The organism is Treponema phagedenis (assembly GCF_008153345.1).
Taxonomy (GTDB): Bacteria; Spirochaetota; Spirochaetia; order Treponematales; family Treponemataceae; genus Treponema; species Treponema phagedenis.
In genome coordinates this window covers 3,311,405-3,330,652 of sequence record NZ_CP042818.1, presented here as the reverse complement: position 1 = coordinate 3,330,652, position 19,248 = coordinate 3,311,405, and the positions used below count along the sequence as shown (strand labels likewise).

The 19,248-nt window shown below is 40.7% G+C and carries 21 protein-coding genes and 1 tRNA gene; 4 read left to right on the top strand and 18 right to left on the bottom strand.

The features are described from left to right. Nucleotides 1-9 precede the first annotated feature (9 nt). The 5 genes from FUT79_RS14770 to FUT79_RS14750 all read right to left on the bottom strand — a co-directional run bounded on the left by FUT79_RS14770 (nucleotide 10) and on the right by FUT79_RS14750 (nucleotide 6,754). On the bottom strand, nucleotides 10-1,650 hold the full coding sequence (locus tag FUT79_RS14770) for a ribulokinase (RefSeq protein WP_024752782.1): 1,641 nt from the start codon (nucleotides 1,648-1,650) through the stop codon (nucleotides 10-12). Nucleotides 1,651-2,077: 427 nt separating this feature from the next. Continuing rightward, nucleotides 2,078-3,103 (bottom strand): ABC transporter permease, encoded by a 1,026-nt coding sequence (locus FUT79_RS14765; RefSeq protein WP_039915603.1) that lies wholly within the window; start codon nucleotides 3,101-3,103, stop codon nucleotides 2,078-2,080. Between the two features lie 40 nt (nucleotides 3,104-3,143). Continuing rightward, nucleotides 3,144-4,136 (bottom strand): ABC transporter permease, encoded by a 993-nt coding sequence (locus FUT79_RS14760; RefSeq protein WP_024752781.1) that lies wholly within the window; start codon nucleotides 4,134-4,136, stop codon nucleotides 3,144-3,146. Between the two features lies 1 nt (nucleotide 4,137). Next, a complete protein-coding gene (locus FUT79_RS14755) occupies nucleotides 4,138-5,640 on the bottom strand; it encodes a sugar ABC transporter ATP-binding protein (protein ID WP_024752780.1) in 1,503 nt (500 codons plus the stop codon). A 79-nt stretch (nucleotides 5,641-5,719) separates the two neighbouring features. Further along, complete coding sequence (locus FUT79_RS14750; RefSeq protein ID WP_024752779.1) at nucleotides 5,720-6,754, bottom strand: autoinducer 2 ABC transporter substrate-binding protein; 1,035 nt, start codon at nucleotides 6,752-6,754, stop codon at nucleotides 5,720-5,722. 161 nt (nucleotides 6,755-6,915) lie between these two features. Between FUT79_RS14750 and FUT79_RS14745 the strand changes: the two genes are divergently transcribed. Continuing rightward, on the top strand, nucleotides 6,916-8,169 hold the full coding sequence (locus FUT79_RS14745; protein WP_148889770.1) for an ISNCY family transposase: 1,254 nt from the start codon (nucleotides 6,916-6,918) through the stop codon (nucleotides 8,167-8,169). Nucleotides 8,170-8,374: 205 nt separating this feature from the next. Here the strand turns inward: FUT79_RS14745 and FUT79_RS14740 are convergent, their stop codons facing one another. Beyond that, nucleotides 8,375-8,956 carry a hypothetical protein gene (locus FUT79_RS14740; RefSeq protein WP_044635045.1) on the bottom strand — a complete coding sequence of 194 codons (582 nt, stop codon included), beginning with the start codon at nucleotides 8,954-8,956 and terminating at the stop codon, nucleotides 8,375-8,377. 13 nt (nucleotides 8,957-8,969) lie between these two features. Next, nucleotides 8,970-9,977: a formylglycine-generating enzyme family protein gene (locus tag FUT79_RS14735; protein ID WP_148884220.1), complete on the bottom strand. Its 1,008-nt coding sequence runs from the start codon at nucleotides 9,975-9,977 to the stop codon at nucleotides 8,970-8,972. A 634-nt stretch (nucleotides 9,978-10,611) separates the two neighbouring features. On the opposite strand from FUT79_RS14735, the gene FUT79_RS14730 reads away from it, so the two are divergent. The 3 genes from FUT79_RS14730 to FUT79_RS14720 are packed head-to-tail and all read left to right on the top strand — an operon-like array spanning nucleotide 10,612 to nucleotide 12,326. Beyond that, a complete protein-coding gene (locus FUT79_RS14730; protein ID WP_044635046.1) occupies nucleotides 10,612-11,280 on the top strand; it encodes a MotA/TolQ/ExbB proton channel family protein in 669 nt (222 codons plus the stop codon). After that, the gene (locus FUT79_RS14725; protein WP_024752662.1) at nucleotides 11,267-11,668 is read left to right on the top strand and encodes an ExbD/TolR family protein; all 402 of its coding nucleotides are present in this window, start codon (nucleotides 11,267-11,269) and stop codon (nucleotides 11,666-11,668) included. The genes FUT79_RS14730 and FUT79_RS14725 overlap by 14 nt, the downstream gene beginning before the upstream one ends. Beyond that, complete coding sequence (locus FUT79_RS14720) at nucleotides 11,649-12,326, top strand: energy transducer TonB (protein WP_002700836.1); 678 nt, start codon at nucleotides 11,649-11,651, stop codon at nucleotides 12,324-12,326. The genes FUT79_RS14725 and FUT79_RS14720 overlap by 20 nt, the downstream gene beginning before the upstream one ends. Nucleotides 12,327-12,573: 247 nt before the next feature. Here FUT79_RS14720 and FUT79_RS14710 read toward each other — a convergent pair whose 3' ends face one another. From FUT79_RS14710 to rpmD, 11 genes are all read right to left on the bottom strand, one after another. Further along, nucleotides 12,574-13,488: an alpha/beta hydrolase gene (locus tag FUT79_RS14710; RefSeq protein WP_024752663.1), complete on the bottom strand. Its 915-nt coding sequence runs from the start codon at nucleotides 13,486-13,488 to the stop codon at nucleotides 12,574-12,576. Nucleotides 13,489-14,332: 844 nt separating this feature from the next. Next, nucleotides 14,333-14,416 (bottom strand) — tRNA-Leu (locus tag FUT79_RS14705). 140 nt (nucleotides 14,417-14,556) lie between these two features. Then, nucleotides 14,557-14,769: a hypothetical protein gene (locus tag FUT79_RS14700; protein WP_002700844.1), complete on the bottom strand. Its 213-nt coding sequence runs from the start codon at nucleotides 14,767-14,769 to the stop codon at nucleotides 14,557-14,559. Continuing rightward, the gene (gene rplQ / locus FUT79_RS14695; RefSeq protein ID WP_024752665.1) at nucleotides 14,769-15,260 is read right to left on the bottom strand and encodes a 50S ribosomal protein L17; all 492 of its coding nucleotides are present in this window, start codon (nucleotides 15,258-15,260) and stop codon (nucleotides 14,769-14,771) included. Before rplQ ends, FUT79_RS14700 begins: the two co-directional genes overlap by 1 nt. Continuing rightward, complete coding sequence (locus FUT79_RS14690; protein WP_024752666.1) at nucleotides 15,250-16,305, bottom strand: DNA-directed RNA polymerase subunit alpha; 1,056 nt, start codon at nucleotides 16,303-16,305, stop codon at nucleotides 15,250-15,252. The genes rplQ and FUT79_RS14690 overlap by 11 nt, the downstream gene beginning before the upstream one ends. Before the next feature lie 24 nt (nucleotides 16,306-16,329). Then, nucleotides 16,330-16,710 carry a 30S ribosomal protein S11 gene (gene rpsK, locus FUT79_RS14685; RefSeq protein ID WP_002700850.1) on the bottom strand — a complete coding sequence of 127 codons (381 nt, stop codon included), beginning with the start codon at nucleotides 16,708-16,710 and terminating at the stop codon, nucleotides 16,330-16,332. A gap of 18 nt (nucleotides 16,711-16,728) precedes the next feature. Then, nucleotides 16,729-17,094: a 30S ribosomal protein S13 gene (gene rpsM, locus FUT79_RS14680; RefSeq protein ID WP_002700853.1), complete on the bottom strand. Its 366-nt coding sequence runs from the start codon at nucleotides 17,092-17,094 to the stop codon at nucleotides 16,729-16,731. A 16-nt stretch (nucleotides 17,095-17,110) separates the two neighbouring features. Beyond that, nucleotides 17,111-17,224 carry a 50S ribosomal protein L36 gene (rpmJ, locus tag FUT79_RS14675; protein ID WP_002700855.1) on the bottom strand — a complete coding sequence of 38 codons (114 nt, stop codon included), beginning with the start codon at nucleotides 17,222-17,224 and terminating at the stop codon, nucleotides 17,111-17,113. 47 nt (nucleotides 17,225-17,271) lie between these two features. Then, nucleotides 17,272-18,591, bottom strand: a complete 1,320-nt coding sequence (gene secY, locus FUT79_RS14670) for a preprotein translocase subunit SecY (protein ID WP_024752667.1) — start codon at nucleotides 18,589-18,591, stop codon at nucleotides 17,272-17,274. A gap of 17 nt (nucleotides 18,592-18,608) precedes the next feature. Then, nucleotides 18,609-19,061 carry a 50S ribosomal protein L15 gene (gene rplO, locus FUT79_RS14665; RefSeq protein WP_002700860.1) on the bottom strand — a complete coding sequence of 151 codons (453 nt, stop codon included), beginning with the start codon at nucleotides 19,059-19,061 and terminating at the stop codon, nucleotides 18,609-18,611. Further along, on the bottom strand, nucleotides 19,061-19,246 hold the full coding sequence (gene rpmD, locus FUT79_RS14660) for a 50S ribosomal protein L30 (RefSeq protein ID WP_002700863.1): 186 nt from the start codon (nucleotides 19,244-19,246) through the stop codon (nucleotides 19,061-19,063). Before rpmD ends, rplO begins: the two co-directional genes overlap by 1 nt. Nucleotides 19,247-19,248 lie beyond the last annotated feature (2 nt).

Genomic DNA, 19,248 nt, shown 5'->3' with positions numbered 1-19,248 from the left:
TCTCCTGTATTAATTTTTCTCCATGGTGTTTAAAAAAGAAGCAAATGCTGTATACTTTTTCCATCTCTTTTTTAAAATTTCATGTCGGGTCTGGTTCGGTGTGTATACGGAATCATAACCTCTCAATAATGCCTTTTGCGCTTGCTCTATGTTTTCGTATATTTTTCCGGCAGCTGCGGCAATGATTGCAGCTCCTAATGCGACCGTTTGCATTTCTTTTGTAACCGATATATTGCGGTTAAAACAATCCGCCATTAACTGCATAATAAAGGGAGACTTTCGAGCAATTCCTCCTGTTCCAATGACAGCTTTAATCGGAATTCCTTCTTCTTCAAATCGATTTAAAATTGCATACGAACCGAATACGGAGCTTTCCGCCAGCGCATAATAAACAGAAACCGTATCGCTTGCTAAGGATAAGCCTCCTACACCTGCACATACCCGTTGGTTTGCATCGGGAGTACGGCGTCCGTTAAACCAATCAACCGCATAATCGGTGTTTTCCGTAACGGGAAGCTTCGCTGCCTCTTTATCAAGTGCAGAAAGCAGAGAAAGTGTACCGGTTTTTATCGTTATTTCATTCTTAAAAAAATAAAGCGGCCACGAAAGCAGTTTTTCATACCATGCATAAATATCACCGAACGAGGATTGCCCTGCTTCAAAACCAATGTAATGCGGTAAAACAGAGCCGTCAACCTGACCGCTAATTCCGTGCACTGTTTTATCTTTTACTGCGGATGGGTCGGCAAGTACCATATCGCAAGTTGATGTTCCCATTACTTTTACCATCGTGTTAACGCTAATTCCTGCTCCAATCGCTCCGCAATGAGCATCGATAATTCCTGTCGCCACAACAATATTTTGCGAAAGTCCTAATCGCTCTGCCCATTCTTTTGAAAGATTTCCAATAACACTGTCAACCGAACGTGGAGGTGATAGTGTTTTGAGGATTCGTGGAAGATCCGGATCAAACGCATAGAAAAATTCTTCAGGCGGATATCCGTTTGGAAATGATTCATGCCACAGCCCCTTATGCCCCGCGGCGCAGCGATTGCGAATAAGCGAATCGGGTTTTATCGTATCCGTAAGAAGAGCGGGGAGCCAATCCGAATGCTCTACCCATGTATACGCTGCCTCTCTTACCTTTTTATTTTTTCGAGTAATGTGCAAAATCTTTGCCCAAAACCATTCGGCGGAATAGGTACCGCCGCAAAAGCGAGTATAATCCTGCGATTGTTTTTTTGCCGAAGCGGTAATTTCGACTGATTCGGCGGTTGCCGTATGGTCTTTCCATAGAATAAACATTGCATCGGGCTCGTTTGCAAACTCAGGCAAAAGCGCAAGCTGAACGCCGTCCTTATTAACAGGCCCCGGGGTTGAGCCCGTTGCATCTATTCCAATCGCAACAATCGCTTCTTTCTGTTCAGCTGATAGTTTTGACACCGCCGCTACAATGCTTTGCGTAAGGCTTTCAATATGGTCAAGCGGGTGCTGACGATACTGCATTAAATCAGAGCGGCAAAAACGTTGCTCTTTCCAGCGGGTAAATTCACAAACGGCAGAAGAAACTATTGCCCCTGTCATTGCATTAACAACGAGAGTTCTGCAAGAATCTGTTCCAAAATCTATCCCCAACACAAATTTATCCATCTTATTCCTCCTTTATATCTTAATCGAAGCATCAGCATTAACGGCTTGAGCTTTCAATATCCCTATGGTAAATTGCTCACCGTTGTCAAAATCAGAACGGGCACGGATGCCCGTGGTTCCACGCAGCAGCGATGTTTTAAAGCAGGACTATTTGTAAAGCTTTAAAACTCGCAGGTTTGGTTTTGACATGGACGTCAAAACTCAGAACGGGCACGGATGCCCGTGGTTCCACACAGAAACGATGTTTTAAAAGCACAAACTTTTTCCAAGTGCTTTTAAAACTCGTGGTTTAGTTTTTGACATGGACGTCAAAAACTAAACCGTAGTGTCGGACTCTTTTTATAAAATTTTTTACAGGTTGTACAAATATATCAAACAATATCATAGAGTTATCAAAAAACCGTTACACTCGCATCGGCATGCGCCTTCATTGTTTTTCGTATTTTTTAGTTTCTATCTGATTGATAAAATAATTAGAAACCAATACGGCAATTAAAATGAGGCCCCATATGATATCGCGGTAAAAGTTTGAAAGATTTTCAAACATGTTTAAAGTGGTACTTAAAAATTGCAGAATGATAACGGCAAGTACAATCCCTAAAACAGAACCTTTCCCGCCATTCGGATTAACTCCGCCTAAAACAGCGATAAGAATGCATTGCATTGTATATGAGGAACCTTGGTCTGCTTTTGTTGAGTTATATCGCGCCATCATTATGAGTCCGGAGCAAGCCGCCAATATCCCTGCAAGCGCATAGGTTTTTATTAAAAGAGAAACCGTTTGCACGCCCGAATAAAAAGCGGCTTTCATATTTGTACCCGCTAAATACAACTCTTTGCCGAATTTAGTCTTTTCTAAAATAAAAAAGGAAAAAGCTGCCACTGCGGCGAACAGGATAAGCGGTACCGGTATTACGGAAAAAAGACTAGAATTCCCTATTCTTGAATACAACAAAGGGAGCCCTGAAATTGTTTTACCGCCGGTTATAACGATTGCAATTCCGGTATAAAGCAGTGAAGACCCTAATGTTGCGAGAATAGGCGGAATGTTTATCACGGCAATAAGAAAGCCGTTTATACCGCCGCAAACACAACCGATGCAAAGAGAGAGCGCGACCGTTAAGAGAATGAACAAAAGCGGATGTTCTGCTCCTGCGGGTGATGAAACTTGTTTAATTAAAAAAAATGCAGAAAGCACGCTTGATAAATTTGCAATGCTAACCCCCGAAAGGTCTATGCCGCCTGAAATCATTGCAATGCTTATCCCGAGTGCTAAAATTCCAAGCTCAGGAAATTGTTTTGAAATTGAAACAAAGTTGTTGCTACTTAAAAATAAGCGCGGCTTTAAAATCGCACAAAAAATAAATACACCTATCAGTAAAAATACCAATCGAATTACGGTAGAATCTTTTGAGTTGAGCCATTTCAACATAGTAGTTTTTTTATCATTCATAATTTCCATCCTTATCTTTTATTACTATGTCGCTTGACAGTTAATGCCCCTGTCGCTGCTTCATTCGATAAGCAGAAACGCCTGTTCCTATCAGGATAATTAAACCGGTAAATATTTTTTGCCAAAATGTTGAGATTCCTAAAAGGAGCAAACTATTTGATATTATGGTAATAAGTAAAACTCCCAGTATGGTGCCAGTTATAGAACCTGCACCGCCTTGAACACTGGTTCCTCCAAGCACACACGAAGCAATAGCGGTCATTTCCATACCGTTTAAATTAGTTGGTTGGCAATTCATCATCATTGAGGCTCTTGCTACACCGGTAATGCCGGCAATCATGCCCACAAAGATATAAATGAACATTTGTATCTGGAATACATTAAACCCTGCACGCTGGGCGGAAATGACATCGCCGCCGATAGCATAAATCCCTCGTCCGAGCATTGTCTTTTGTAAAATAAACCAAACTAAAATAACCAATGCAATTAACAAAAAGATTGTTACCGGCATGTTTGACTTAAGCCCCGAAACGGCATTATCTACCGAAAACAGTTTTGCTTTTCCAAGCGCATGCATTGGAGCTGGAACAGGATGCTCGTGTGCGGCAAATACACCCTGTAATAGTCCCGTATATAAACTGGCGGTTCCTAATGTAACAATGAGTGTAGGAAATTGGAATCGGGCAATAAGGTATCCGTTTAAGCAGCCGAGTATAATACCAATTCCCGCTCCGATAAGAAACAAAACGATAACATTGCCTTCATATCTCAACATCCATTTTGAAACTAAATACATTGCAAGAGAGGCTATCGACGGAGCAGACACGTCTGTTCCTCCGGATACGAGCACAATCATTGCCGCGATAGAAAACATTGCGGGGATAATGACCGCACGCACAAGGTCTACCAAATTATTATTACTAAAAAACTGCCCGCTGCGCAGCTGAATAAGGATTGATAAAATAATGATAGCAATAAAAACAAAAAACTCTGTTCTTAAAATTTTCCGTTGTAAATATTTTTTATCCAACATTTCAGAATACCTCATCGTGCATAGTAACTTGAGAAAGTTCCCGTTCGCTCATGTTTTCCGTAGTATATTCTGCGGTTATTGCTCCTGCTTTCATAATAAGCACCCGGTCGCAAAGGGCTATCACTTCCGGCAAATCATCGGAAATAACAATAACCGATAATCCATCGTCAGCCATCTGCCGAATAAAGGTATGAATATCGTATTTTGCGCCTATGTCCACACCGGCGGTCGGGCAGTTCAACAGTAGAATATGTAAATTGAGTGCCAGCCATTTTGCAAGTACAACCTTTTGCTGATTCCCTCCGGATAGTGTTTGCACAGGGTTTTGATCATTATTTGTTTTTATTCCCAGAGTTTTTATCCAGTGAGCGCTTTGCTCATCAATCTTTACCGTATCAATCACGCCGAAAATTTTTTTAGAAAGCAAATCCAATTTTGCAATAGTTATATTATCCTTAATTGACTGCGGTAAAAAAAGTCCTTCGGTGAGTCGGTCTTCGGGAACATATCCAATCCCTAATCGAATAGCATCTTTTATTGATCGTATCTTTACCGGCTTGCCGTTCATTATAAACAAACCTTCGGAAATTGTTTCTGCCCCAAAGAGGCATTCAACTAATTCTGTTCTCCCCGAGCCGAGCAGTCCTGTTATGCCGAGTACTTCTCCCTTATGCAAGGCAAAGGAAATATTTTTAAAAGCTGTTTTATGAGAAATATTTTTACATTCAAAAACCGGCTGCGTTCCGTGTTCTTTTTTTTGATGGGGTATATTTTTAAATTCTCTTCCGGTCATATAATAACTGAATTGTGCATTGTCCAATTCAGCTGTGTTCCCGGTCATAATACTTTCTCCGTTGCGAAAAATAGAAAAGCGCTCCGATATTTCAAACACTTCATCCATTTTATGAGAGACAAAGAGAATAGCAATTCCTTTGGATTGTAATTGTTTTATAATCTTAAAAAGAGACTCAACCTCTTTTTTTGTTAACGCAGTGGTCGGCTCATCCATAATAATCAGCTGTGCATCATCAAGGAGTGCCCGCGAAATTGCAACAAGCTGTTTGTCCGCAACGGATAAATTCCCGAGTGTTTCTTCTAAGTCAATGGAAAAATCAATTTGAGCAATAGCTTTTTTTGCGATTGCTTTTAAACGTTGTTTATTTACGATTTTTCTTTTTGCCATCAGCTCCGTGTTTAAGGCAAGATTTTCATAAACGGTTAAGTTAGGAAAGATGGAGAAATCTTGATAAATGACTTGAATGCCGGCGGCTATTGCCGACTGCGGTGTGATAGTGTTTTGTAGCGAACCGTTAAAAAAAATTTTCCCTGAATCAGCTTGATAAAAACCGGAAATAATTTTTATGAGGGTTGATTTTCCGCAGCCGTTTTCCCCAGCGAGACAATAAATTTCGCCTTTTCTAATATCAAGCGAAACGCCCTTTAGGGCATGAACACCGCCAAAATGTTTATGGATATCTGTAACTTGTAATATGTATTCAGTCATATATCTTTTACTTGCTCTTTTTGAAAACTCGGCTTTTAAATCGGATCAGAGGGAGCCGATTTAATTTACAAACTATGTACTAAAAATCATAGTCGTCAACATTATCTTTTGTAATAACAATCCAGCCTGCACCTAAGAGGATTTTTTTACTCCCTTCGGCGAAAGTCATATTTTCATATCCTTTTACGCCTAAATTTACTCCGTTTTCTATCGATTCTTTTTCCAGCACTTTTCGAGCAAGCGTTGCCATTGCATAGCCTGCATCTGCCGGATCCCAAAGGGTAATAGCAACAAGAGAGCCGTCTTTTAAATACTGGCGGCTTTCATTCGGCATGCCGGTGCCGCAGGTAAAAACCTTATCTTTTAATCCGAGTTCTTCAATCGCACGAGCTGTTCCGGGTGCATCTTTTGATGAGGTTCCGACAATACCTTTTAAATCGGGATATTTTTTAAACAATTCCTTTGCCCGCTCATAAGCACGTTCGGTATTATCTTCAGTTTCGACACGGACATCACTTTCTAACAAAGTCATTTGAGGATATTTCGCCTTTTGCTGCGCAACAGCTCCGTCTGCCCACTCATTATGGGAAGCGTTTGTAACATGTGCCACCATAGTCGTATACACGCCTTTTTCGCCCATCGCTTTTGCAAGATTATCCATAATAAAGGCGCCGTAACCGGCATTGTTAAAAGATTCGATATCGTACATCGTATTTTGCACGGTAGAACCTTCATGCGTAATAACAACAATCCCCTTACTCATTGCCTCGCCCAAAACCGGTTCAAGAGCTGCGGGGTCTACTGGAACAACGCAAAGAGCGTCAACTCCTTGCCCGATTAAATCTTGTACAACCTGTACCTGCATAGCACCGTCCGTTTTTGCCGGCCCCTTTTGGAAAACATTTAATCCGGTATCGGAAGCGTATTTCTTTACACCCTGCTCCATACGGACAAACCAGGCATTTGTACTGTCCTTCGGCACAACGGCAATTTTCCAATTCTTTTTGCCTTCGCCGCCCTCCGAGCCGGCAGGTTCTTCGCTCTTTGTACAAGCACTAAAAATAATTCCGAGCGCCACAGACACAGCCAACAGAAATTTCATTTTCGATTTCATATCAATTTCTCCTTAGATTAGAAACATTCTATTCTAAAAATTATAAGCCCTGAAAAACTATTTGTCAAATACGATTTAAAAAACTGTCTTTAATCTGTGATAATTTCACCCCTATATTTTACCGAGGTGAAATTATTGACTTATTACATTACACTGGAGGAATGAAATTATTTATGAGCATTGATCAAATTACACGAGGACATGTTATCGCCAACTGCTTAGAGGGGAGATGTACGGTACAACAAGCTGCGCTTCGATTAAACCTTTCACGAAGACGCGTACAGCAATTAAAAAAGGCGTTCAAAGAAAAGGGTTTAGCAGCAATGCTGCATGGCAACAGTCAGCGTCCCTCTGCAAAGAAGACCTCGAAAGAAATTGAGCAGCGATTACTTGCGCTGCGAAGCGATCCCGCATTGTCAAAAAGCAATTTTTTGCATTTTCATGAAATAGTAACTGAAGAATATCAATTGCAGCTGTCATATTCGACTCTGCGCCGTATTCTGTTATCAAATGGAATTTGTTCACCAAAGAAAAGACGAACACGAAAGAAGGTGCATAAAACGCGCAATAGAAGAGCTTGCTTCGGAGAGCTGTTGCAAGTGGACGCAACCCCGTTTCCTTGGTTCGGCGGGAAAGAAAAATCCGCATTACATGCTTTTATTGATGATGCGCGCGGAATGATTACCGGTCTTTATTTATGCAAAAACGAGTGCCTGCTCGGATATTTAGAAGTTCTGCGGCAGACACTCGAAAATTACGGACTCCCTGCCGCTCTTTATCCGGATAAGTGTAGCGTTTTTTTTGTTAATGCAAAAAAACAGTTATCCATTGAGGAGCAATTACAAGGAACCGAGGAACAAGTAACACAATTCGGCAAAATTATCAAGTACTTAGGAATCGATATGTTCCCGGCTCATTCATCACAAGCAAAAGGACGTGTTGAGCGATTATGGCAAACATTACAAAGCCGACTCCCTGTTGAATTTGCACGACGCGGAATTACAACCATAGAGCAAGCAAATCAATTCTTAAAAGAGTATATCGGTATTTTCAACAAACAGTTTGGTGTTCCTGCCTGCGATTCATATTCAATGTTTGTACCGACACCAAAAACACTCGATCTTGATAAACTGTTGTCATCCGTTATTACGCGCAAACTTTCAAGCGGATCTACCATCTCAATCAAAAACCATTTGTTTAAAATTGAGCAGAATAAATTCGGCGCAGGCACAATGGTAAATGTATTGATTTCCCAAAAGCATGGTATACGCGCTTTAATACATGATGAATTCTATCCGATTGTACCGCTCGATGATATATACCGAACCGATACGGTTGGACGAACCGGAGACCTGCCTCAAGTAGTTATTGACTTGATTTATGAATTCTTACTTAAAGATGCAAAAGCAGGATAACTCGATGTGTTAAGGGGTGCAATTTTCATTGCAAAATTAACCCCCGTTAGGGGTGAAATATTCACTGGTTATTGACAGAGCAACAAAAAAAAATGCAAAAGTCAACGGTGTATACATCAAAGACAACCGCTTAAAATATGTAAGAATAAAACCGATTATATTTTTTGTGCGTTGCCCTGTAGGTTTTCAGACAGCGCACCTTACACTACTTTTTCTTTCCTTTAAAGAAACATATACCCGGTAAAATCTTGCCGCTGGCCATTTTTTGATCCGGATAGTAAAGCTCCAGCCAATACTGCCCGTCATTGTCAACATATAAGCGGGAACGCTCATTGAGTGTAAAATCGAATTCCGGCATCTCTTTTTTGGTACCACTATTGAGCGTTACATCAACTTTAAACGAACCGTTGATCAAGTACCCTTCTTTTGAATACTTAAGCTGCGTAGCGTCCTTAAAAGTATAGTTAACGGGAAAAGGCATTTTACCCGGTTTAATACTTGCGGAAAGCATAACCGAATCCGTATCGTTATTCGATGTAACGGTAAATGTCCCCGGATAATTATTTAAGGGGCGAGATTCGTCCATACGCATAGCAGCCTCACCTTCATATTCACCGGCTAAAACAACAGCAGGCTGCTCCAGTGCCGGCATATCTGGATATTTGGATATAAAGTTTTTGATATGAGAATTTTCATGAGAATTTTCATGAGAATTTTCAGGCGGCTTGCAACCGGTAATGACCACAAGCGCGAGCAAAACTATGCAATAGTTTTTAAAAGTATTCATTGTAATCCTTCCGTTAATGACTTAGTACCAGCCTAAATCCGATTGCATCATTTGCATATTTCGCCAACGTCATCCCTCTTCTCCCATTTCTACAGTCTGCTTCATTTTTTTTCCATGCGCCGCCCCGTGTACATTTACTACCGCCGGTCCGTTCAAATTCATCAAATTTCGAGGAATCTTGCTCATCAGGTACAGCCGACTTAGGATGATCGGGATTATCTTCTACTACATCCGGATCAACACGAATTAATGATGCATATACGTCAACGCAGCATTCCGCAACATTTCCCGCCATGTCGTACAGACCTAAGACATTCGGCTTGAGCGAGCCGACCGGTTTCGTGCTCCCGTTTTCTTTATCCCCAAAGCAGGCATATTCGGATAATTTTGCAGGGTCCTTTGTACCCGGAAAATCATTACCGTCACCCCACGCAGCATCTTGAGGATTGCCGCCACGTGCTGCCCATTCCCACTCGGTACTGGTTGGCAAACGGTAGCCGCCATTAGTCCGCTTTACTTCGGCTTTTAAGCAGTCATCTATTTTTGTTGAATCCTTTACAGGCTGACCATCGAGGCAATACACCGGTTTTTTTCCGGTTATTTCGGAATAGGCATTACACCATACAATGGCATCGCACCATGCAATTTGTGTAACAGGATGTTTTTTTGTTTCTTCGTTCGGTTCCTCGCCTACACGGTTTTGAGCGACATATTTTCCCTTATCATTTTTATCTAAGGCGGCAATGGTACCTGCCCGCCCCTTATTTTTAAATACATACCCGCGTTTTTCCGCTTCTGTTATCACTTTATACCACAGTTCATAGGTAACCTCATATTTTCCAATTGAAAAATCGTCAAGTTTAACCTTCCGTCCTTCCAAAAAAGTTTGGTTATGATCCGGCTCGCTCTTTGTTGTTGTGTCTGTTCCGGTTATGCTTCCGCCTTTTACGGAAACCATCGGATATTCGCTGATCAGCTCTTTGAACTGCTCAAAGGGATTGCCCCCCCCCCCCCCCCGCATCGTTCGCAAGTTGTGAACAGGAAAGAAATAACAATGCTGCAACAAATGCAACAATAAACCATTTTACTTTTTTTTGCATAGTACTCCCTCCAATGAGTGATCTTTGTAATACACGGCGACAACGCCGTTGTTTTTGTTTGCTTAAGCAAACATTAAAAATAACTATACACCGCTCAAAATAGTAAGTCAAGAGCAACAAAGAAAAAACAGGGCGGTTAGCAGGGCGTACGCATGAAAAAAAACAACCACATAGGGTGAGTGAAAGCTATTTGAGTATTAGAGCAGCGTTAGGCGGACGGAGGGTGGCGAAGCATTTTTTCAAAAATGCGAAGCCGGATCGTTTTTGCGCGCTCAAAATAGCGCAAAAACAGCCGCAACGATAGTGGAGCCCGTAGTACGCCGGCGGTTTGTAAGTATTTAGCTCCGACAAGTAAAAAAATCAGTCGGAGAAGAGAAAAATTTCAAACCGCAACGCCCTTGAATATACGATTTTTATTCTTCATGCGTACGCCATGGGCGGTTAGGAGCTGTAATTGACATTTTTGCTATTTCCGATTAGTATCGTTAAAAATATGTAAGCCATGCGCTACAATGTACGCAGAGGTAAGCACGTATGATATTAGGAGGTTTTTTTGTGAACGGTTTATACTATTTTATTAACTTAATGCAAAAGGGTAAAACAGTCAATTATATTATTATAGGATTATATCTTATTGCACTTGCAGCCGCTGCTGAACGGGTTGTGTATTACGTTAGTACGCGGTATAAAAGAAAACAATTCCGCGCTGTATTAGCACTGTGCGAAACTGCTGCGGTAAATAAAACTGATTTGCAGGAAGATTTCTTTGACCAAAAAGGATTGAGCGGCTCATGTATTTCCGCTGTTGCTCATATTTTTTTTCAATGTCGTACGGCTGATGCACAGTATACGGCAGAAGCATTTGAGCGGACAGTGCAGTACATTCTTACACTACAGGAAAAAGGATTTATCTTACTTTCAAGAATTGCTGCCGTTGCACCGCTCCTTGGATTGTTAGGCACGGTTACCGGTTTAATGGCGGCATTTCAAAAAATTGCAGTACTTGGAGGCAGTGTTGATATTGCTATTCTTTCAAGCGGTATTTGGGAGGCAATGATTACCACCGCAACCGGATTAGTAACAGCTATTTTTGCATTTGCCTTCTATGAATTTTTTGATTGGCTGAATACACAGCGCGTGCGCGATATGGAGCAACTTGTTTCCGTTTTAATGAGTTATCAACAGCAATTACTGCAAGCGGGGTCTACCGATGAAACGGTTTAAACCGGAGCGGCGGAATCCTGAAATTACTATAACGTCGCTGATTGATGTAGTATTCATTTTGCTGATTTTTTTTATGATTGGTTCTACTTTTGAAAAGCCTGTTATGAAAGTTGCATTGCCGGAAGCAGAATCGGGAATACCCGTCCGGGAAAAAAGTATTGAAATTATTGTTGATAAAGCCGGAGCTGTATACATTGGCACACAGCGGTATAATTTATCTGAATTAGAGATGTTTTTAAAACGCCGTATAGCAGGAAATCCGCAAGCATCAGTCTTTTTATCCTGCGATAAAGATTTGCCATTTAAAAGTTTTGTTGAAGTGATGGATGTTTTAAATAAAAGCGGTGTCAAAAATGCGGCGGTGAAGCATGACTACCCGCAGCACTAACGGAGTGTCTGTTGCAGTATTTATTGCTGCACTTATACTGCATGTGATTATTATTTCCTCTGTGTTTTTACACTTTAGTACTGAAATTCCACAGTCTACACACACACAGTTTATTATGCAAGGTCTTCCGCAGATATCTGAACGACCTTCTGCACCGCGTGCGGCAAAACCGGAGCCGGTTAAAAAGCCTATAAAGAAAAAAACGGTTGTACAACCGAAAACGCCGGCATTGGTACCTGCTCCGCCTATTGAACAGCTTGCCGACACCGTTGATAATGCACCGGTAGAATCGACCGAAGCAGCTCCATTCGATGTAGACGGTGATACCTTCGATACAGAGCTTGCAGATGGCTCCGGAACGGGAACAGGAACGGGAGCAATTGATTTTAAAGCACTTATTTTGCAGCGGATAGAACAAAAGAAAATATATCCAAAAGCAGCACGTAAACGTGGACAAGAAGGAGCTGTAACCGTTTCGATTACCGTTCTTAAATCCGGCGAAGTAGTACAAGCAGATATTGTCTCCCCTTGCCGGTATGCCTTTTTAAATGAAGCGGCTCTTGCAAGTGTCCGTGCTGCATCACCGTTTCCCTTAGGCGATAGTGCACCGGAAAAAATTAATCTTACACTCACGCTGATATATCAATTAGTGAATTAAGATATAAAACACCGGTTTTCCTTTTTGAAATGTTAACCGGTATAGCTTTGTGTGTCAACATGGTGTTTGCACAAACAGCCGGTCAAACAAGTCTTTGCAGTATCGAGCAATCACTGAAAGAATCAAGTGCAGGCAAAACAGTTATTTTAGTTTCTCACCGCGGATCAACGTTAAACATTACGGACACTGTACTAAACATGCAGCACGATCGGAACTCATAAAGCAACACCGTTTTTATCTCTTGGACTTATTCCGGAAATTTGAGGCGTTCGGCAATCTCATTGAATGCTGCTTTGCCTTCGGGAAAATAACCAATTGCGGCATAGCAATGGCACATCCCCGGAGCAATATGCATGGTATAAGAAACATTGTTTTCCTGACAGACTTTCTCAAAAGACGGCGCAAGAGCTGATAATATTTCACAAGCTCCGTAATAAAAATGCAGAGGCGGCAAACCGGCGAAATCTCCTCGATGACCGCTAATCATATATTCCGGCATTGTTTTTCCGTGTCGCATAAAGTACTCAACATGTTCGATAAATTTTACATCAACAAGCATATCTACAGAATTGAGTTCATTCATACGCTTTTTTTCTTCTTCGGTCGCCGGCACTGAACCGGGTGATACAGCAATAATTTGACGCGGCATTGCTATTATTTTGCCTAAGGCGTTATTATGCAAAGCAAGCCCTATTGCCAGAGCACCACCCGACGAAAACCCCAGCACAGATATTTGCTCAGGCTGATAAACTGTTGTCATTTCTCGATAACACTGCAAAATCATTTCATGTAAAACATCAATTCCGTGATCGATACAAAGCGGATAATACGGAAACCACACATCGCAATCAGCAAGCACACTCATTTTTAGTGCGCTGTTGACATCATTTTTATCCGGACTAATCAACATCCCTCCACCATAAAGAAAGAGCAGTGCTCGCTTGGACGGTTGTGCATTGCGCTGTATTGTTAAACAATGATAGTGCTCCATAATTAATCGATCGCCAATAACATACCCTTTTTTACGAGGCATAAAAAATTTACGTTTTTGATTGATGCTTTTTATATTTTTCAAAAACTCTTCTCTGGGAAGCATACACATGTTCTTCATTCCCAAAAGTCGCATAAGCTGTAATATAATCTTATAACGTATACTTGTCACTTTCTTTTCCTTTATAAAATAAACCGTTCAATTGATGTACGTCTGTATTATTCAAACTTCAGATTCCGGTATCAAGTTTTAACACTCCAAAAGCCGGCTTTACTTTCTTCCGATTTTAAAAGTTAACTGATACTAACATGTCTTACCATGTTCATATTGACAAGTCAAGTAGGCATCACGCTGTCTTAGAGCTTACGCCATAATAAACCGCATACCGTAACAAATTCCCAAAATCGAAATTCTTCCATTAAAACACTTTCATCCAGATTCGGAGAATCCTCTTCGTCGACACTGTTTGGTACACCCGTAAAAACAACACCTATCGGTTTGTTTTTAGGAATGTAAAAAAAACTTTTTTCAAGTTCGCAAAAGCAGAGTCATCAACAAAGCTCAAGTAACGTTTAGTGCATTTAATACAAACCATAAAAAATTTTATAAAAGAGTCCGACACGGCGCAAGGGCGAAGCTTTGATATTTACCTTTGCTTCGCCACCGAGTTTAAAAGCTTCAATTTTGTAATTTTGTGTTGATGCTTTTAAACATCGTTTGGAAATTAGCAACGGTGAGTAATTTACCATAGGAATGCTGAAACCGCAGACTGTTACTGTTAAGATTCCAATCAGTATAACGACAACTTACTTATAGAACGTTATACGAGTAAAAAGTATTGTTTAAATTTCAGAGGCTGCGAAAAATTCTAGCATGCCGTTTCTTCAGAATTTAACGTAATATGGTTTTAAATTTCAACAAATCAAGATAAATTTCTTATCCTCTTATCCTGAAAGAAAAATATCCAAAGAGAGCTAAATTTTATGACTAAAGATAATCGAAATTATGGAAAATATGCCTCGAGGGAGACTTGAACTCCCATGCCCGTGAAAGCACTAGTACCTGAAACTAGCGTGTCTACCAATTCCACCATCGAGGCTTAGAAAACAGAGTTAATTTTAACAAAATAGGATAATTTTGTCAATTCCGGACTAGAAAATAAAAATAAAAGCGCTTGTTGCAAAAATATCAGAAGTTTGCGAAACAAGCGCTTTCATCAATAAAGAAATTAACGAGAAACTATTCGGTTTTTTCCGCTGGAGCTTCTTTTTTTGCCTCAGCTGCTTTTTTATTTTTTAATACTGCTCTACCGATTTTAGAAATATTTACTTTTTTTCCGTCAATTTCCTGTTCATACAAAAGCTTAACCCCTGTTTGCCCTGTTACCGGACAGGTTCCTCGACTACGATTGGTTTTATCAAGTATTCCTTTTCCTCTATGAGCTTTTGACATTATTTTTCCTCCAAACTTTCAGCTTTTGCCGATTTTTTTGGTTTTGCTTCGGCGGCTTTTTTTGCGGACTTTTTATCGTCAGCTGTTTTTTTATCGCTTTCGCTTAACGCATGTTTTTTGCCGCTCTTATCGAGGGTATAATCTACCAACTCAAGAATTGCAACATCGGCAGCATCTCCCTCGCGGAAACCGAGCTTTAAAACACGGGTATAACCGCCGTTTCGTTCTTTCATGCGAGGAGCGATATCTGTAAAGAGCTTGTTCAGTATCTCAGCATCCCAAATTAATCGCGCAGCCTGCCTTCGGTTATGTACCGAATCAACCTTTGAGCGGGTAATCAATTTTTCCGCAGTTCTACGAATTTCCATTGCTTTTTGTTTAGTTGTTGTAATCCGCTCGTATCTAAAAAGTGAGGTTACCATATTTCGGTGCAAGGCACGTCGATGGGCACTTGTACGAGAAAGCGGATTAAAGCCGTTTTTATGCTTCATCTGTTTCTTCCTTCTGTCTTACCAATTTATTCGTATCTTTTAAATGACTGTAATCAGTCATTCCCAAACGTAAATTATACTCTTGTAATTTACCCTGAATTTCACTCAAGCTTTTTTTACCAACGTTTCTGGTGCTGGCAAGCGTTTGTTCGGATATTTTTGTCAATTCTCCAAGAGTTTTAACACCTATATTTGCCAGACAATTTCTTGCTCGCACGGAAAAATCAACCTCTGAAATTTTTGTATTAAGCAAGTCTCTTATTTTTGCATCATCTTCATCGGCATCATCTTCACCAATAAGCACGCTTTCGTCAAAGTTTACAAAAATTGAAAAGTGGTCTTTTGCGATCTTCGCAGCTTCAGCTAAAGCATCTTCGGGACGAACAGTACCGTCTGTCCAAATTTCAAGCACAAGTTTGTCATAGTCATTACGTTGTCCGACTCGACAAGGTTGAATTTCATAGCGAACTTTTAAAACCGGGCTAAAAATGGAATCCAAAGGGATTGTCCCCACTACTTCAACATACTGTTCATTTGTTTCCGCGGGGACATAGCCTCTGCCGAACTTTACGTTTACTTCAAACTCAACATGTGCCCCTTCCATCATTTCCATAATATGGACATCTTTTGATAGAATCTGAAGCTGATATTCTTTTTCTAAATCAGCTCCCGTTATTGTGCAGGGACCTTGAAATTCAAAAGTAAAGGCACCCTCCTCTTCTTCTTCCGGAAGCAATAAACGAATCTGCTTGAGATTATTTAAAATCTCAAGCGTATCTTCGCGAACATGCGGGATGGATTCAAATTCGCTTGAAATGCTATGCCCTACTCCATCAGCATCATAGGTTGTGATCCGTACTGAGGTTATTGCATATCCTTGAATAGAGGAAAGTAAAACGCGTCTAAGACAATTACCGATAGTTGTTCCAAAGCCTGTTTCAAAGGGGGAGGCAATAAATTTCCCATGACTTTCATCCGATACTTCAGCTACAAAATCTACCCCTTTGGGTTTTTTGAATCCTTTTAAAAGGTTTTTACGGGCCATTCCAACTCCTTTCTATTAGAATAATTAGACACGACGGGTCTTACGCGGGCGACATCCGTTATGAGGAATAGGAGTTACGTCGCTTATTGAGCGCACTTTTAACCCCATTACTCCTAATGTTCTTATTGCCGATTCACGACCGACACCGGGACCTTTTACAAAAACATGCACTTCGCGCAATCCATACTGTTGTGCCTTTTGTATTGCGGTCTCCGCCACCGTCTGTGCGGCAAACGGAGTAGATTTTTTTGCCCCATTAAAACCGAGCCCGCCCGACGATGCCCAAGAAAGCGCATTTCCTTTCAGGTCAGTAATTGTTATTATGGTATTATTAAAGGTTGCCTGAATATATACATTTCCTTCATATACACTTTTCTTTTCTTTCCGTTTTTTTACGGTAGCCACGTTAATCCTCCAGTTATCTTACTTCTTCTTACCCGCAACAGTCTTTTTCTTACCCTTGCGTGTACGAGCATTCGTTCTTGTTCTTTGTCCGCGGACAGGAAGCCCTTTTCTATGTCTTAGTCCCCGATAACAACCTATATCCATAAGTCTCTTAATATTTAAAGCAACTTCGGTTCTTAAGCGTCCTTCCACTTTATAATCTTTTTCAAGAATACTGCGGATAACCGCCAGTTCATCTTGATCGAGATCATTCATCATTCTGCCTGGATCTATTTTTGCTTTTTCACAAATAGTCTTAGCGGACGAATGAGAAATACCATAAATATAGGTTAATGCAATATTAACGTGTTTATTAGGGAGGTCGACTCCCGCTATACGAGCCATCTTTCAGTTTCCTCCATTATCCTTGGCGCTGTTTATGTTTTGGATTAGTGCAGATAATGCGAATAATTCCATTTCGCTTAATGATTTTACACTTATCACAAATAGGTTTTACACTTGTTCTTACTTTCATTTGCTATCTCCTTGTAAAAGCTAATTGCCTTTTACGTAAAAGCCTTTCTATAGGTTCCTTGACCTGAGTCTTCCCCTCTTCACTAAACCTTCATGATGATGCATCTTCAGCTGTGCTTCGATTTGACTCATTGTATCAAGATCCACTCCAACCAAAATGAGCAAAGAGGTTCCTCCCATTAACATGGAAATTGAAGGCGGAAACCCGAAAAGCGTTTGAATAACCGTCGGCAATACGGCAATCGCCGCTAAATACAGAGATCCAGGAAGAACCAATCGGTTAAGAATTCTCTGTAGATACTCTTCGGTTTTATCCGTTCTGATGCCGGGGATTGATCCGCCATTTTCACGTATTTGTTTTGCAATTTCTGTAGGATTTAAGGTTACCTGCGTATAAAAATACGCAAAGAAAATAATTAAAATCACATAGAAAATATTATACCACCAACCATGCGGGCGTAAAAACTGCGCGAGACTGTTAAGCCAACGTACATTCGGTCCTATACTTGTTGCTATTTGCAAAGGAAAAGTTAAAAACGAAGATGCAAAAATAATAGGAATTACTCCCGAAGGGTTAATTTTAAACGGAATATAAGTACTCTGTCCGCCGTACATTTTGCGTCCGACAACTCGTTTTGCGTAATGCACAGGGATTTTTCGCTGTCCTTGCTGCTCATATATAACAAGTACAACAATACCAACAAACATACAGAATACGATAATCACAAATACAAGATTCAATTCACCCAGCCGTTGAAGCCGCCATACTTCCGAAAGTGCATGCGGAAGACGTGCTACAATGCCGGCAAAGATTATCATGGAAATACCGTTGCCAATTCCGCGGGCGGTAATTTGCTCTCCAAGCCAAAGCGTAATCATACTTCCTGACGTAACGGTAATCATTGTAATAAACAAATACAAGGCTCTGTTTTGAATAACAATTGCCCCCGGTATTTGTCCTGCATATACTGTTACCGCAGAAGATTGAATCAAACAAACAAACACGGTTATAACACGCGTCCACAGTTGAATCTTTCTCCGGCCTCCGTCATCTTCCGCGATTTTCTTTAAACTCGGGAAAATTACCATCGCCAGCTGCATTAAAATCTGTGTTGAAATATAGGGCATAACCCCAAGCATAAACACGGAAAAATTTGAAAATGCACCGCCGACAAAGAAATCCATATAATCAACAAAGGCATTTCCGCGAACTTGCGACTTAAAATAAGCGGATAAAGCGTGAGGATCAATACCGGGGATGGTGAGTACTGAACCCAAACGGAAAACTACAAGCACCCCTAAGGTAAAAAGAATTCTTTCTCGTAGTTCTCGTATTCTAAACATTGCTATTAAAGCATTATTTTTCATGCCCCTTACCGCCTATTTTATTCTTGTGCCTGAACGATGGAACCGCCGGCTTTTTCTATTTTCTCCTTCGCTGAAGCAGAAATCTTATCAACATTTACTGTAAGTTTTTTGGTTAACTCTCCATTGCCAAGAAGCTTTACAGATTCTCGTGTGTTTTTAATCAGTCTTTTTAAAATAAGACTCTCTTTATCCACAACTTCACCGTCTGTATACTTTTGCTCAAGCGCATCTACATTCAGAATTACATACTCTTTCTTAAACGGAAAATTTGTAAATCCTTTTTTTGCAACACGCCTATACAGAGGCATCTGTCCGCCTTCAAAGCCGATATAGCTTTTACCTCCGGATCGGGCTTTTTGTCCCTTATTTCCCCTTCCAGCGGTAGTTCCGCGCCCCGAAGAAGAACCGCGACCTACAATCCGCTTTTTTTTATTGGCACCATAGGGAGCTGTTAAATTAAAATCAGACATTAGTTCAACTCCTTTACCTCAACAAGGTGAGAAACAGTGCGAACCATCCCTAAAATAGCAGGGTTCGCTTCTTTTTCCACCACTGAATTCAACTTACCCAAACCGAGCGAGCGTACAGTTTTACATACATGCACCCGCTGGCCTATTGTACTTCGTATAAGTTTAATACTAATTTTTTTTCCCATGC

Excerpts from the sequence above, each read along its gene's own strand:
- rpsM (WP_002700853.1), bottom strand. The coding sequence starts at position 17,094 with ATGGCTCGTATAGCGGGAGTCGACCTCCCTAATAAACACGTTAATATT.
- rpmJ (WP_002700855.1), bottom strand. The coding sequence starts at position 17,224 with ATGAAAGTAAGAACAAGTGTAAAACCTATTTGTGATAAGTGTAAAATC.
- FUT79_RS14740 (WP_044635045.1), bottom strand. The coding sequence starts at position 8,956 with ATGAATACTTTTAAAAACTATTGCATAGTTTTGCTCGCGCTTGTGGTC.
- FUT79_RS14755 (WP_024752780.1), bottom strand. The coding sequence starts at position 5,640 with ATGACTGAATACATATTACAAGTTACAGATATCCATAAACATTTTGGC.
- rplO (WP_002700860.1), bottom strand. The coding sequence starts at position 19,061 with ATGTCTGATTTTAATTTAACAGCTCCCTATGGTGCCAATAAAAAAAAG.
- FUT79_RS14760 (WP_024752781.1), bottom strand. The coding sequence starts at position 4,136 with ATGTTGGATAAAAAATATTTACAACGGAAAATTTTAAGAACAGAGTTT.
- secY (WP_024752667.1), bottom strand. The coding sequence starts at position 18,591 with ATGAAAAATAATGCTTTAATAGCAATGTTTAGAATACGAGAACTACGA.
- FUT79_RS14720 (WP_002700836.1), top strand. The coding sequence starts at position 11,649 with ATGACTACCCGCAGCACTAACGGAGTGTCTGTTGCAGTATTTATTGCT.
- FUT79_RS14735 (WP_148884220.1), bottom strand. The coding sequence starts at position 9,977 with ATGCGGGGGGGGGGGGGGGGCAATCCCTTTGAGCAGTTCAAAGAGCTG.
- FUT79_RS14690 (WP_024752666.1), bottom strand. The coding sequence starts at position 16,305 with ATGGCCCGTAAAAACCTTTTAAAAGGATTCAAAAAACCCAAAGGGGTA.
- FUT79_RS14700 (WP_002700844.1), bottom strand. The coding sequence starts at position 14,769 with ATGTCAAAAGCTCATAGAGGAAAAGGAATACTTGATAAAACCAATCGT.
- rplQ (WP_024752665.1), bottom strand. The coding sequence starts at position 15,260 with ATGAAGCATAAAAACGGCTTTAATCCGCTTTCTCGTACAAGTGCCCAT.
- FUT79_RS14745 (WP_148889770.1), top strand. The coding sequence starts at position 6,916 with ATGAAATTATTTATGAGCATTGATCAAATTACACGAGGACATGTTATC.
- FUT79_RS14725 (WP_024752662.1), top strand. The coding sequence starts at position 11,267 with ATGAAACGGTTTAAACCGGAGCGGCGGAATCCTGAAATTACTATAACG.
- FUT79_RS14750 (WP_024752779.1), bottom strand. The coding sequence starts at position 6,754 with ATGAAATCGAAAATGAAATTTCTGTTGGCTGTGTCTGTGGCGCTCGGA.
- FUT79_RS14770 (WP_024752782.1), bottom strand. The coding sequence starts at position 1,650 with ATGGATAAATTTGTGTTGGGGATAGATTTTGGAACAGATTCTTGCAGA.
- FUT79_RS14765 (WP_039915603.1), bottom strand. The coding sequence starts at position 3,103 with ATGAATGATAAAAAAACTACTATGTTGAAATGGCTCAACTCAAAAGAT.
- rpmD (WP_002700863.1), bottom strand. The coding sequence starts at position 19,246 with ATGGGAAAAAAAATTAGTATTAAACTTATACGAAGTACAATAGGCCAG.